The organism is Buchnera aphidicola (Nipponaphis monzeni) (genome assembly GCF_006741185.1).
Lineage (GTDB): Bacteria > Pseudomonadota > Gammaproteobacteria > Enterobacterales > Enterobacteriaceae > Buchnera_H > Buchnera_H aphidicola_T.
This window is the reverse complement of the sequence record NZ_AP019379.1, coordinates 182,524-197,205: the sequence shown is the minus strand read 5'-3', so window position 1 is coordinate 197,205 and position 14,682 is coordinate 182,524. Positions and strand designations below refer to the sequence as shown.

The window sequence follows — 14,682 nt, the reverse complement described above, 5'->3', positions numbered from 1 at the left end:
AAATGTTTCCACTAAAAATGATTTAATACAAACATAATAGAAGAAATTGCTTTACAAATTGCCTTATTTATTAAAAGTTCTTCCGTAATAGTTGGGTTTGATAAAACAAAAGACGATACATCATTTCTATATAATGGCCGTCCTATACCTATACTCATTTTAAAAAATTTTTTTTTACTACGAAATACATTAATTATACTTCTTATACCATTATGACCTCCATGTCCTGAAGATTGTTTTAAACATATACTTCCAGGTAATAAATCTAAATCGTCATGTACTATCAAAATATTGCTAATATCAATATTATAAAAATTAGATATTAATGTTACTGATTGTCCACTCAAATTCATAAAAATGTTTGGTACAAACAATTTAACATTATAAGTCACAATATTTAAAACACCTACACTACCTAAAAATTTTTTTTGCAATATTACATTATTTTTACTAGCTAATTTTTTTACACACCGACTACCTATATTATGTCTATTTTTTTCATATTTAGGTAATGGATTGCCTAGTCCTACAATTAATTTAATACGTTTCAAAATAAGACTATCCCTCACTTACAAAAAATTTAAAAATTATTTTTTAAAAATTTTTATTAATTATGACTTTATGCAAAAAAAATCATTTTTATTTAATAAAGCAATTAATAATATACTCATTCACAATAACTATTGTATAAGTAATAATGAAATATTAATAATAACAAATCATAAAACTATAATTTAAAAGATAATCAATACATACGTATTAAATATTGATCATTATTAATTATCGTTATTAAATCTAAATGCAATATATTAAAAAAACAAATTCATAAGATAATTCTTTTTAAAATATTATATTTATATATTACTATAATTATTCATATAGTATTGCAAACGTAAAGATGCTTCATCCCAATTAATAATATTCCAAAAAGACTCAACATATTCACATCTCTTATTTTGATATTTTAAATAATAAGCATGTTCCCAAAGATCTAAACAAATGATAGGGTAACCATAAAATCCTACAATAGACGTGCCCATTAAAGGATTATCTTGATTATGTGTTAATCTTATTGATAAACAATTATTTTCAATTACTAACCAAATCCATCCAGATCCAAATAAAGAAACAGATTGTTCAATAAATTCGTTTTTAAAATTATTAATAGAATTCCATTTCTCTAGAATCATTTTTTTTAAAAGTCCACTTAACGTAGTATTCAAATTTAAACCTTTCCAAAACAAATTATGATTAAAATACCCTCCAGCATTATTTCGTATACTTTTTCTATATTCACTCGGAGTTTTATCTAAAGAAATTATTAATTTTTCAATAGATAAAAACTGGTAATTAATAGACTGTAAAATATTATTAATATTATTTAGATAACCTTGATGATGCTTAGTATAATGGAGACGCATAGTCATAGAATCAATATATGGTTCAAAATAATTATATGAATAAAGCAATGATGGTAATTTGTATTTCATAAATAAAATCCTATTATATTATAATTACACTAAAGAAAAAAACGTTACTAAAATAGTAATATACTAAAAAATTAAGTAAAAATATCATAAAGTTTTAAACATTTAATATAATTTTTATTAAAACAATATTAATCTTTTTTCTAAAAAAATATATTTTATATATATCATTATTTATTTTTTTTTAATATATAAATTTAAAAAAATAACTATAAAAAAATTTGCACAATATATACTTATATTCAACGAAAATTTTATTCATTAAACAATTTTTAGAATTTACATTATGAAAAAATTTGTATAATATAAAATAATTACTTAAAAATATAAAAAACACTTCAAAAATTTATATTCTATTGACTGTATAATATAATTTTTTGCTTTTAATAAAAGAGTTATCAATGCCTATTAGTCAAAAAAAATTCCTTCATGAACGCTTTAGAAGTTTCTATCCAGTAGTAATAGATTTAGAAACTGCCGGTTTTAATCCAAAAACTAATGCTATTTTAGAAATCGCAGCAATTACTTTAAGAATGGACGAATCAGGTTGGTTACAAAAAGAGAATACGTTACATTTTCATATCGAACCTTTTAAAGGTGCAATTTTTCAACCTGAAGCCTTAGCCTTTAACAAAATAGATCCATTCAATCCATTAAGAGGAGCGGTAAGTGAAAAAAAAGCTTTAACAACTATATTTAACCTTGTTAACAAAAGAATAAAAATACAAAACTGCACTAAAGGTATAGTAGTAGCCCATAATGCGATTTTTGATTTTAATTTTCTAATATCAGCAATAGAACGTACACAGATACAAATGAACCCATTTCATACATTTGCTACTTTTGATACAGCTGCTTTAAGTGGGCTGGTCTTAGGACAAACGGTTTTAGCTAAAGCATGTAAAGCGATAGGATTGAGCTTTGATAATAATCAAGCACACTCTGCACTTTACGATGCTTTACAAACAGCAAATTTATTTTGTAAGTTAGTTAACCGCTGGAAAAAATTAGGAGGATGGCCTCCTGAAAAACTATTAAAATAAAATTTTCTAAAAATTTTAATTAAAAATATCTTTACATTATATTTTTTAGTATATTGTTCTAAACATTATAACTATTTTAAAATTACTATAGCGTACTCAAAAAAAAATATTTTTTAAGACTAAAAATATAACAACGTTACTAAATTATATTATCTTTATTATTAATAACTACACTATCAATTTTTTCTTGTAATTGACCATTTTTAAACATTTTGACAATAATATCACACCCTCCTATTAATTCGCCATTAATCCATAATTGAGGAAACGTAGGCCAATTTGAATATTTTGGTAATTCTGTCCTAATATCTATGTTTTTTAATACATCTACATATGCAAACCTCTTACCACAAGAAGCAATTGCTTTAACTGCTTGAGCAGAAAATCCACAATTAGGACTTTCAGGAGTACCTTTCATATATATTAGTATAGAATTTTGACTAATTTGAAGTTTTATTTTATTTAAAGTTGTCATTAGAAACCTATTTCATTTTTTAATATAATTTAAAATATACATTGTTACAAAATAAAATTTTTTATAATTATACAATTATTTATTATATATTATTTATTATTTTTTTAATAAAAGTAGACTTTATAACTTTTTTTTGTAATAATCAACTAATAAAAATAAAGGGGCTGATTATGGATTCGACAAATTTACTAAGAATAAAATGCATGCCGAGAATCGGATACTCGATAAAAAACCGTATAAAAATAATCGCAAATAATAACAAATATGCTTTAGCAGCTTAAAAAACTATATAAAGCCCTTTTAACTCAAATTATTCTCTTAAAATGAGTTATTTAAAAAGGTCACAGAAAATAAGAGATAACAAGAATAGTTGTTTATATTGATTTAATAAGTATAATAAAAATTATGAAATGTGTCTTTCATTACTTAATTATATTTTTTTAAAAAGACTAAGCATGTAGATTTTTTATTAGCAAAAAATTTGGACGCGGGTTCGAATCCCGCCAGCTCCACCAAAAAATTTTAAAATTTTTAATAAGCAATACCTAATATGTTATTAATAAAAACACATTAAAAATCTATAATATTAATTATTATATTTTTAAAATAGTTTAAATAAACGTATTTATACCCTTCATATATATAATTCTATTAAAATATATATTTATAATAAATTAATAATAACTTTTGTAAAATACAAATCAATTGCTTACATATAAAATTATATTTAACTAATTTGCACTTAACAATAAAAAATACATCTTAACCAAACCATTAAATAATATTTAAATTTATTATAACAATCACTTTTTTAAGAAAAAATATAAATAATATAAAATACTAATATTCTAGTAACAAAAAAAATAACTCATTACACATAACACTATACAAGCATCACACAACTAATAAATACATTAGTAGAAAAAAATTATGTATCAAAAAAATTGTACAATTATGACAATTTATAACCACTATTTTATAACATAACCTTATAAACAACTAATCTTAAATAAACAAAACTTATAAAATATTAGTCCTAATATTATAATAAACAATTCTTATTATATATTAACATATACAGTTATTTTTAAAAATAATATACATACTCTACTTGTTAAACTAATCATATAATTTTTATATAAAACTATTTAATTATTACTAATATAATTATTCAAAAAATTTCGTAAATAAATTTCTTGCAAATCATATTACAAATCTTGTATTATTCTAACAACATTTAATATAAATCATAAAACAACTAATAATGAATATTAAAAATAAAAACATCAATACTATAAATAAAACACACAATATAGATACTGAAAAAAAAAAATCTGATACTCAAAAAAATATAGATCAAGTATACCTTGAGCAAGCAGAACAACTACAAAAAAGTATTTCCATGATTAATGGCAAAATTTTTGATCAAAAATTAAGATTACAAGCAAATATAGCAAATACTATTAAAAAATCCGACAATCAAATTCATCAAATACAAACTGAAAACTTAAAATGTTTTTTAAAACATCTAATTAAAATCATTGATCAACTAGAAGAAATGTCTAACATAGATTTTAAAAATAAAAGTATACACAAATCAATCATTGAAGGAATAAATTTAACATTAAAATCTTTAATCAAAACAACTGAAAAATTTGGACTACGTAAAATAAGCAATACAAATTTATTATTCAATCCAAATTTACACAAAATTAGCTCATACAAAAATATAAAAGAAATTCCTAACAATTATGTTATATCAATTAGATCATATGGTTACACTTTAAATAACGATGTGTTACGTAAAGCAATTGTTGAAGTGTCTAAAAACGAAAAACACCAAAAAAATTAGAAAAAATAATAGATATAATAAATTATAATATGTTACAAATATTAAAAAATGTGTATAAACAACAAACTACCATATAATTGGTTTCCTCCCTATAGATTTTAATATTTTATTTACTGAAGAAAAATGTCGGCATCCAAAAAAACCTCTATATGCAGACAGGGGTGATGGATGTGCTGATTTTAATATATAATGACGATCTGAATTTATCATTTTCATCTTATTCACGGCATATTTGCCCCACAATAAAAAAATCACTCCCCTATGATAATTATTAATCAACTTTATAACTTGATTTGTAAAACGTAACCATCCTATCTTCGCATGTGATCCTGGTTTTCCTTGTTCAACAGTTAAAATAGTGTTTAATAAAAAAACTCCTTGAGCTGACCAATTTTGTAAACACCCATTGTCAGGAACATAAAAATTAGAAATATCAGAACGTAATTCTAAAAATATATTTTTTAATGAAGGAGGAATAGGTGTATTCTCAAAAACTGAAAATGATAAACCATCTGCTTGATTACAATTATAATAAGGATCTTGACCTATAATAACCACTTTAATTTTATAAAAAGGAGTCAATTTAAATGCTTTAAACACATTTTTTTTAGAAGGGAAAATATTTTTTGTCAATCTTTCTCGATTTAAAAAATGTATTATTTGTTTAAAATAACTTTTTTTTTTCTTGATATAAAACATTTTTCCAATTAATTTTAAATTTCATATAAAGCTATATTCTTGTATTTTATAATTATAGAAACTTCATTATACTAACAAAAATTTAAATACTCAACAAACTCAATATACAATTTTGTTAATGTTAAAAAATTTAAATCACATATACATTACATATACATCATATAAAAATTTTTTTTATTATATAAACATATATTTAAAATATGTGTTTTAATAATAATATTATTGATTTTAAAATAGTAGTTAAGTAATATATATATTATTAATATATAATATATAAAGGACACAATAATGGTATTAGTTACTCAATTAGCTCCAGATTTTAGTGCACCAGCTATTTTAGGCAACGGAAAATTTGTAAATAATTTTAATTTAAAAGAATATATTCAAGGAACAATAGCAGTCTTATTTTTTTGGCCAATGGATTTTACTTTCGTTTGCCCTTCCGAAATTATAACGTTTGATAAAAACTACGAAAAATTTAAACAAAAAAATGTTAAAATAATAGGCATATCTATTGATTCTATTTTTGTACATAACGCCTGGAGAAATACTCATCCCAAAGAAGGGGGTATAGGAAAAGTTCAATATGTTATGGTATCAGATACCAAAAGAAAAATTCAAAAATCTTATGGTGTCGAACATCCACAATTAGGAGTAGCATTAAGAGCTTCTTTTATAATTGATACCCATCAAATAGTACGTCACCAAATAGTAAATGACTTACCTTTTGGAAGAAATATTAAAGAAATATTTCGAATGATAGATGCAATACAATTTCACGAATTAAACGGAGAAGTTTGTCCTGCAAACTGGAATATAGGAAAACCAGGAATGCAAGCAACTCCAGCAGGAGTAAAAAATTATTTATCTAAAAAATATTTTTCACATGAAAAATAAAATATTGTTAACATCATAGAAATACTTATAATAATTAATTTCTATACAAATAATCCATTTATAACATAAAAACTTATAAACCAGCAAAGTATTCTGCTGGTTTTTTAATTTTTAAAATATTTTTAATATTATTAATTATCATATAATAATATCAAAAAATTTTTTATTACTAATCTTAATTATTGCACAATTAACTTATATTTTCTAAATAAAATTATCGTCGTCAATATCATCTAACGTAGCATTATCAAAACTATTATTGTCACTATCATCATAATATTGATTATCAATAACGTTATTAGTATCATGCTCTGTTTCTAAAATTTCCTGATCTAACGTTTCTGTAACGCTATTTAATTGACTATCATCATGATTAACTAAAAAATCTTCGCTAGTAGATAAAAATTGATCTTTATTATTAAAATCATAACTTTCTAAATTAGAAAATGTAGCATCCTCTTGAATAGTGTCAAATATTTCTTCTTCAGGTTTATCCTTATGAAAAAGATTCATCAACATATTGCCTACAACAATACCTCCAGCTACCCCAGCAGCTGTTTGTAATGCATTACCTATAAAACTATTACCAAGACTGCTTACAGGTGATGAATTATTCAAAGCTTTTAAATTGTTATTCCCACTATTAGGTATCGCTGATGTTTCAAAATTGTTATTTTCAAAATTTTGTGTTTTTTTAGACTTTTTACTACTACCAAACAAACTAGATAAAAAACTTGGTTCCTTATGATTTTTTTGAGATATTAAATCTGATATTTTTTTTTCTAAATATAAAATTTTTTTATTTAACTTTTTAATAGCAACTTCTTGTATTAAAGTAGTTTGCGCAATATAATAAATGGAGTTTGGTTGATTTTTAACTAAACTTGAAATATATTCACTAACTAAACGATTTCTATTAGGAAACTTTTCTTCAATAACTTTCAATCTATTAAATAAACTTTCTATTAATGCTTTTTCTTCAGGTTTCATATTTGATTACCCAGTGCAATAAAATAACTATAATAACAACTTATAAAAATATTATTACCATAATTTAATTAATAAAAAATTATCTATAAATACATATTTTTATAACATTTACATATTAATATACTTATTTACTACATATTAAATATGTACTAAAATTATAAATATTTAATAAATAAAAAATAGCATTATAATAACATACTATTTAAAATTTTTAAAAACATTTTTATATTATTGATGTAATAAATACTACTATAATTAATTAGTATATAATACAATAAATAATAATTAAAAAATACTTTTATATAACAAATAAATGTAACTATTATATAATTTATTAAAAATTTATAAAAATTTTATTATACAAATAATCATTTGATTTATAATAAACATATACAAATATACTGCAATTTTTAAAAAAATATCAATAATTTATTCTTTAACATATATCCACACCATAAATGTGTAACAATGTTATTCAATTATTTTTTATATATTTATTAATAATTTAATAAAAAATTTATTCACCTCTATATTAATAGAATAAACAATTTTATGTTATAATTTTTATTTTAATAAAAAAATAAAACACAAAGAGCTAACCATTTCATGAAAAACCTTTTAAATAAAACTATAAAAGTTGATATTGAACAAGAGCTAAAAAATTCTTACTTAGATTATGCAATGTCTGTCATTGTCGGTAGAGCTTTACCTGATGTTAGAGATGGTTTAAAACCAGTACATCGTAGAATATTATTTGCTATGCATATATTAAGAAATTATTGGGATAAACCATATAAAAAATCGGCTAGAATAGTAGGAGACGTTATAGGGAAATACCATCCTCACGGAGATTCTGCTGTATATGATGCTATTGTTCGTATGGCTCAATCATTTTCTTTAAGGTATACACTAATAGATGGTCAAGGAAACTTCGGTTCTATAGATGGAGATTCTGCAGCTGCTATGCGTTATACAGAAATTCGTATGTCTAAAATTACACATGAACTATTAAGTGATTTAAATAAAAATACTGTTAATTTTACTCTAAATTATGACGAAACTCAAAAAATACCAGAAGTACTACCTACTAAGATACCTAACCTTCTAATCAATGGTTCTTCTGGAATAGCCGTTGGAATGGCTACTAATATACCACCACATAATATTGAAGAAATTATTAATGGATGTTTAGCGTACATTAATAATAACAAAATCAATTTAAATGAACTAATGAAATATATTCCCGGACCAGACTTTCCTACAGCAGGTATTATTAACGGAAATTCTGGAATAGAAAATGCATATCTTACAGGAAAAGGTAAAATTTATATTCAATCTAGAAGCAAAGTAGAAATAAACTTAAAAACTAAAAAAAAATCTATTATAATTTATGAAATACCATACCAAGTAAACAAGTCACAATTAATAGAAAAAATAGCCGAATTAATAAAATTAAAAAAAATAGAAGGAATTAGTTCTTTAAGAGATGAATCTGACAAAGATGGTATGCGAATAGTTATTGAAATTAAAAAAGAATCTATACCTAAAGTTATTTTAAACCAATTATATTTATTAACACAATTACAAATTTCTTTTGGAATAAACATGGTAGCGTTACATCATGGACAACCCAAATTAATGCCTTTAAAAAAAATTTTAAAATGTTTTATCTATCATAGACAAGAAATTGTAACACGAAGAAGTAATTTTGAATTAAAAGCGTTACTTAAAAAATCTTATTACCTCGAAGGAATTGCTATCGCTCTTGACAACATAGATGAAATTATAAAATTAATTAAATCGTCTCCCACAACTGACGATGCAAAAAAAATACTAATGTCTACTCATTGGAAATTTAAACAAATAGAATCAAGTACATTAATACAACGAAAAAATGAAATATTAAAAAAATACGAAGATAATAATTACAATACTAAAAAAAATGTTTACATTTTAACCAAAGAACAATCTCAAATAATATTAGATCTAAAATTACAACAAATTACTCATTTAGAAAGAAAAAAAATTATTAATGAACAAAAAAATATCTTAGAATCAATGAAAAAATTAGTCAAAATATTAAATGATCATGAAACGTTAATGAATGTAATTAAAAAAGAGCTGATAGTTGTACAAAAAAATTTTGGCGATGTACGAAAAACTAAAATTTTAACTAATTATAAAAATATAAATGTTGAAGACGCCATTAATCAAGAAGAAGTAGTAGTTACACTATCACATTCTGGATATGTCAAATATCAACCACTATCTGATTATAATGCACAAAGAAGAGGAGGTAAAGGAAAATCAGCTGCTAAAATTAAAGAAAAAGACTTTATAGAAAATTTATTAATTGCTAATACACATGATACTATTTTATGTTTTTCTAGTAGAGGAATCATTTACTGGATGAAAATATATCAATTACCAGAAGCTAGCCGTAATGCACGAGGTAAACCTATTGTAAATTTATTACCATTAACACCTAAAGAAAGAATTACAACTATACTTCCAGTACATAAATATTGTAATAATATTAATATATTTATGGCTACATCATATGGAAATGTTAAAAAAACTTCTTTAAAACAATTCCAAAAACAACGTAATTCAGGAATTATTGCAATTAATTTAAAAAAAGGAGATGAACTTATAGGGGTATCTTTAACTAATGGAAAAGATAATATTATGTTATTTACGTCCAAAGGTAAAGTTGTTCATTTTTCTGAAACGTCGGTTAGAAAAATGGGAAGAACTGCCTCAGGAGTTATTGGAATTAAAATTGGTAAAAATGATAAAGTAGTATCTCTTTTAGTACCTAAAGGTAATAGTAACATTTTAACAGTTACTCAAAATGGATATGGTAAAAGAACAAATATTTCTGAATTTCCGATTAAATCTAGAGCAACTAGAGGAATAATATCAATTAAAATTACTGAAAAAAATAAAATAGTAATAGGATCTATTCAAGTATTAGATAATGATCAAATAATTATTATTACTAATGCTGGAACTTTAGTTCGTATTAGAGTATCTGAAATTGGTATTTTAAGTAGGAACACTCAAGGTGTTATTCTAATAAGGACATCAAAAAAAGAAAAAGTAGTTGCATTACAAAAAGTTACAACTCCATATTGTTAAATTAACAAAATATAAAAGCACACAAAAGTAAATTTTTTGTTAAAACAATTTTTCCAAAAAATTTTACCTAAATTACTATTCAAAAATTTATTAAAAAAAATATAATTTTGTTACTTAAACAATATATTTAAAACATAATATATTAATTAATATAATATATTAACATGAATTAACGTTATTAAATTTTTTAATAAATACATTCTTTTTTAAACACATTATAATATGTAATATTCATCAACGAACGAATTACATAAAAAATTGTTTATTATTTTACTATTAAAATATATATTTTTAATATTTTATGCTGAGAACACCTAAATATGAACCAAAAAATACTTGTTACTAAACGTAATGGTAGGAAAGAATTCTTAGATTTTAGAAAAATTTATCAAACACTTAAAAAAGCAATATACAAATTACAAAAAATTTCTATTGCTAAAATAATAATATTATCAAATGCACAATTTTATTGTAATATATACACATCAAATATTCATAAAATTATTATTAAAATTACCGCTGATTTAATTTCTAAAAATTGCCCAGACTATCAATATATGGCTGCACGATTAACTATTTTTTATCTTAGAAAAAAAGCTTACGGAACATTTACTCCTCCTAATTTATATACTCATGTAAAAAAAATGGTCACTTTAAAAAAATATGACCAACATTTATTATTTGATTACACACAAAAAGAATATAACTTGATGGATTCATATATACAACATAGAAGAGATATGAATTTTTCATACGCAGCAGTCAAACAGCTAGAAGGAAAATATTTACTCCAAAATAGATCTAATGGAGAAATTTATGAAAGTGCTCAATTTTTATACATTCTTATCGCCGCCTGTTTATTTTATAAATACCCTAAAAATAATCGAATGAATTTTGTAAGACAATTCTATAACGCAATATCTACATTTAAAATATCCTTACCAACCCCAATCATGGCTGGTTTAAGAACTCCTACTCGTCAATTCAGTTCATGTGTACTAATAGAATGCGCGGATAATTTAAATTCTATTAATGCTACAGCTAGTAGTATTGTAAAATACGTTTCTCAAAGAGCAGGCATAGGAGTTAATGTTGGTCAAATTAGAGCTGTGGGTAGCCCTATTCGACAAGGTGAAGCCTATCATACTGGATGTATACCTTTTTTTAAATACTTTCAAAGTGCTGTAAAATCTTGTTCACAAGGAGGAATAAGAGGAGGAGCCGCTACATTATTTTACCCAATTTGGCACCTTGAAGTAGAAAGTTTGTTAGTTTTAAAAAATAATAGAGGTATAGAAGAAAATAGAGTACGACATGTAGATTATGCTATACAAATTAATAAGTTAATGTACCAACGCATGCTATTAAGTCAAAATATTACTTTATTTAGCCCATCTGACGTACCTAATTTATATAAATATTTTTTTTCTAATCAAAAAAAATTTAAAAAATTATATATAAAATATGAAAATGATCCAAAAATTCGTAAAAAATCTATAAAATCAATAGATTTATTTTCTTTTATTATGCGAGAACGTACATCAACTGGTAGAATATATATACAACATGTAGATCATTGTAATTCACATAGTGCATTTAATCCCGCTATAGCTCCAATAAAACAATCTAACTTATGTTTAGAAATTATGTTGCCTACGAAACCTTTAAGTGACATAAATGATAATAAAGGAGAAATAGCTCTTTGTACTTTATCTGCATTAAATTTAGGAGCTATTAAAAAAATAAAAGATATATCAAAGCTGTCTATTCTATTAGTAAGAGCTTTAGATGAATTACTTGATTACCAAAATTATCCAATTAAAGCTGCAAAAAAAAGTGCTTTAGGAAGAAGATCACTTGGTATTGGAGTAATAAATTTTGCTTACTATTTAGCAAAAAATGGAGTACGATATTCAGATGGAAGCGCTAACAACTTAACACATAAAACTTTTGAAATAATACAATATTATCTTCTTAAAGCATCCTGCTCTCTTGCTAAGGAAAAAGGTGTCTGTTCTTGGTTCCACCAAACTACCTACTTTCAAGGAAAATTACCTATTGACACATATAAAAAAAGTATCGATTCTATATGCTCCGAACCATTACATTTAAATTGGGAAAAATTACGTAAAAATATTAAAAAATACGGTTTACGCAATTCTAGTTTATCTGCTATTATGCCTTCAGAAACATCTTCCCAAATATCTAATGCAACTAACGGAATTGAGCCTCCTAGAGGATATATAAGTATTAAAGCCTCTAAAGAAGGAATGCTACGACAAGTAGTACCAGAGTTACATAAACTAAAAAACAAATATGAACTACTCTGGAAAATTCCAAATAACTCAGGATATCTACAATTAATAGGAATTATGCAGAAATTTATAGACCATAGTATTTCTGCAAATACTAACTATAACCCTGAAAGATTTAAAAATAGGAAAATACCAATGAATATATTACTAAAAGATTTACTAATGTCTTATAAGCTAGGAATAAAAACACTATACTACCAAAATACATATGATTCTTCTGGAGAAGATCAACATTTAAATGAAATTTGTAGCAATGGATCTTGCAAAATTTAATTTTTTTTACTCATTTTATTAACAAAGCTTTGTTTAAATACATTTAAAAATAATTGTAATAGGTAAAATAATAAATGACATATACTACGTTCTCTACAAAAAATAATAATCAACTTAAAGAACCTATGTTTTTCGGACAATCCGTAAACATAGCTAGATATGATCAACAAAAATATAAAATTTTTGAAAAATTAATAGAAAAACAATTATCTTTTTTTTGGAGGCCAGAAGAAATAGATTTATCTAGAGATAGAATTGATTTTGAAAAATTGTTAGAACATGAAAAACATATTTTTATAAGTAATCTACAATATCAAACATTATTAGATTCTATACAAGGTAGAAGTCCTAATGTTGCTTTGTTGCCTATAGTATCTATTCCTGAACTAGAAACTTGGATAGAAACTTGGTCTTTTTCAGAAACTATACACTCAAGATCTTATACCCATATAATTAGAAATATAGTAAACTCTCCTTCTATCATTTTTGATAATATTATTCAAAACAATTATATATTTAATAGAGCTAAAGACATTGCTTATTATTATGATGATCTTATTCAATATACTACATATTGGCATTTACTAGGAGAAGGTAAACATACTATTAGTCATAAAGAAATAATTATGGATATAAACATATTAAAAAAAAAATTATATTTATGTTTAATGAGTGTAAATGCTTTAGAAGCAATACGATTTTACGTTAGTTTTGCATGCTCCTTTGCTTTTGCTGAAAGAGAATTAATGGAAGGAAATGCTAAAATCATTCGATTAATAGCAAGAGATGAAGCTTTACACTTATCCGGTACACAAAATATTATAAATATATTCCAAAATTCTAAATATGATGAAGGAATGAACCAAATAGCCTTAGAATGTCAAAAAGAATCTACTTTACTATTCAAAAAAACAGCAGAACAAGAAAAAAATTGGGCAAAGTACCTTTTCAAAAATGGGTCAATGATTGGTCTTAATGCTAGTATTTTATGTCAATATATTGAATATATTACAAATATTCGAATGATTAACATTGGATTAAAAGCTTGTTTTCCTAAAACTTATAATCCTATACCTTGGATTAACGTATGGTTATCTTCTGAAAATGTACAAGTAGCTCCTCAAGAAGTAGAAATAAGTTCCTACTTAATAGGTCAAATAGATTCTAACATTTCTGATCATACTTTTAATAACTTTGAACTATAATAATTTAAAAAAAATGAAAATTACTGTAATACAAACAAATGTACTATTGAAGCATATTGAAATTACGAAACCTCATAATACTAGTTTATTAGAGATATTTAAAAAAAATTTTATTAATATAAATTATCAATGTAAACAAGGATATTGTGGTGCATGTCGTACTATTTTAATTAAAGGATCAGTTTATTATTTTCAACATATGTTACCAATAATTAATTACAAAAAAAACGAAATTTTTCCTTGTTGTTGTACAACAAATAAAAATATTACAATTAAAATCAATTAAAAGTAATTTATAGGTTAAA

The 14,682-nt window shown here is 23.5% G+C and carries 11 protein-coding genes, 1 other RNA gene and 1 pseudogene; 8 read left to right on the top strand and 5 right to left on the bottom strand.

The features are described from left to right. Positions 1–11: 11 nt before the first annotated feature. Together pth and BUCNMO_RS00815 are read right to left on the bottom strand one after the other, a co-directional pair. Positions 12–551 (bottom strand): aminoacyl-tRNA hydrolase, encoded by a 540-nt coding sequence (gene pth, locus BUCNMO_RS00820; RefSeq protein ID WP_158344728.1) that lies wholly within the window; start codon positions 549–551, stop codon positions 12–14. Positions 552–854: 303 nt separating this feature from the next. After that, positions 855–1,490, bottom strand: a complete 636-nt coding sequence (locus BUCNMO_RS00815) for a Fe-Mn family superoxide dismutase (protein ID WP_158344726.1) — start codon at positions 1,488–1,490, stop codon at positions 855–857. Between the two features lie 398 nt (positions 1,491–1,888). Between BUCNMO_RS00815 and rnt the strand changes: the two genes are divergently transcribed. Continuing rightward, positions 1,889–2,530, top strand: a complete 642-nt coding sequence (rnt, locus tag BUCNMO_RS00810; protein WP_158344724.1) for a ribonuclease T — start codon at positions 1,889–1,891, stop codon at positions 2,528–2,530. A gap of 139 nt (positions 2,531–2,669) precedes the next feature. Here the strand turns inward: rnt and grxD are convergent, their stop codons facing one another. Further along, positions 2,670–3,005 carry a Grx4 family monothiol glutaredoxin gene (gene grxD / locus BUCNMO_RS00805; RefSeq protein WP_158344722.1) on the bottom strand — a complete coding sequence of 112 codons (336 nt, stop codon included), beginning with the start codon at positions 3,003–3,005 and terminating at the stop codon, positions 2,670–2,672. Positions 3,006–3,165: 160 nt separating this feature from the next. On the opposite strand from grxD, the gene ssrA reads away from it, so the two are divergent. Continuing rightward, positions 3,166–3,520: a transfer-messenger RNA gene (gene ssrA, locus BUCNMO_RS00800) on the top strand. A 749-nt stretch (positions 3,521–4,269) separates the two neighbouring features. Beyond that, positions 4,270–4,857, top strand: a complete 588-nt coding sequence (gene grpE, locus BUCNMO_RS00795; protein ID WP_158344720.1) for a nucleotide exchange factor GrpE — start codon at positions 4,270–4,272, stop codon at positions 4,855–4,857. Between the two features lie 66 nt (positions 4,858–4,923). On the opposite strand, the pseudogene ung reads toward grpE, so the two are convergent. Then, positions 4,924–5,581 (bottom strand): annotated as a pseudogene (gene ung, locus BUCNMO_RS00790) (uracil-DNA glycosylase). Between the two features lie 263 nt (positions 5,582–5,844). On the opposite strand from ung, the gene BUCNMO_RS00785 reads away from it, so the two are divergent. Beyond that, the gene (locus tag BUCNMO_RS00785; RefSeq protein WP_158344716.1) at positions 5,845–6,453 is read left to right on the top strand and encodes a peroxiredoxin C; all 609 of its coding nucleotides are present in this window, start codon (positions 5,845–5,847) and stop codon (positions 6,451–6,453) included. Positions 6,454–6,657: 204 nt separating this feature from the next. On the opposite strand, the gene BUCNMO_RS00780 is transcribed toward BUCNMO_RS00785, so the two are convergent. After that, the gene (locus tag BUCNMO_RS00780) at positions 6,658–7,443 is read right to left on the bottom strand and encodes a DUF2076 domain-containing protein (protein WP_158344714.1); all 786 of its coding nucleotides are present in this window, start codon (positions 7,441–7,443) and stop codon (positions 6,658–6,660) included. Between the two features lie 606 nt (positions 7,444–8,049). Here BUCNMO_RS00780 and gyrA point away from each other — a divergent pair. From gyrA to yfaE, 4 genes are all read left to right on the top strand, one after another. Beyond that, on the top strand, positions 8,050–10,584 hold the full coding sequence (gene gyrA, locus BUCNMO_RS00775; protein WP_158344712.1) for a DNA gyrase subunit A: 2,535 nt from the start codon (positions 8,050–8,052) through the stop codon (positions 10,582–10,584). Positions 10,585–10,904: 320 nt separating this feature from the next. Beyond that, positions 10,905–13,172, top strand: coding sequence for a class 1a ribonucleoside-diphosphate reductase subunit alpha (gene nrdA, locus BUCNMO_RS00770; protein WP_158344710.1), 2,268 nt, complete (start codon positions 10,905–10,907; stop codon positions 13,170–13,172). Between the two features lie 74 nt (positions 13,173–13,246). Next, positions 13,247–14,377, top strand: a complete 1,131-nt coding sequence (nrdB, locus tag BUCNMO_RS00765) for a class Ia ribonucleoside-diphosphate reductase subunit beta (RefSeq protein WP_158344708.1) — start codon at positions 13,247–13,249, stop codon at positions 14,375–14,377. A 13-nt stretch (positions 14,378–14,390) separates the two neighbouring features. Then, positions 14,391–14,663: a class I ribonucleotide reductase maintenance protein YfaE gene (gene yfaE / locus BUCNMO_RS00760; RefSeq protein ID WP_158344707.1), complete on the top strand. Its 273-nt coding sequence runs from the start codon at positions 14,391–14,393 to the stop codon at positions 14,661–14,663. The last annotated feature ends 19 nt before the right edge of the window (positions 14,664–14,682 follow it).

Coding starts and splice junctions, on each gene's coding strand:
- BUCNMO_RS00815 (WP_158344726.1), bottom strand. CDS start 1,490: ATGAAATACAAATTACCATCATTGCTTTATTCATATAATTATTTTGAA.
- rnt (WP_158344724.1), top strand. CDS start 1,889: ATGCCTATTAGTCAAAAAAAATTCCTTCATGAACGCTTTAGAAGTTTC.
- grxD (WP_158344722.1), bottom strand. CDS start 3,005: ATGACAACTTTAAATAAAATAAAACTTCAAATTAGTCAAAATTCTATA.
- grpE (WP_158344720.1), top strand. CDS start 4,270: ATGAATATTAAAAATAAAAACATCAATACTATAAATAAAACACACAAT.
- BUCNMO_RS00785 (WP_158344716.1), top strand. CDS start 5,845: ATGGTATTAGTTACTCAATTAGCTCCAGATTTTAGTGCACCAGCTATT.
- BUCNMO_RS00780 (WP_158344714.1), bottom strand. CDS start 7,443: ATGAAACCTGAAGAAAAAGCATTAATAGAAAGTTTATTTAATAGATTG.
- gyrA (WP_158344712.1), top strand. CDS start 8,050: ATGAAAAACCTTTTAAATAAAACTATAAAAGTTGATATTGAACAAGAG.
- nrdA (WP_158344710.1), top strand. CDS start 10,905: ATGAACCAAAAAATACTTGTTACTAAACGTAATGGTAGGAAAGAATTC.
- nrdB (WP_158344708.1), top strand. CDS start 13,247: ATGACATATACTACGTTCTCTACAAAAAATAATAATCAACTTAAAGAA.
- yfaE (WP_158344707.1), top strand. CDS start 14,391: ATGAAAATTACTGTAATACAAACAAATGTACTATTGAAGCATATTGAA.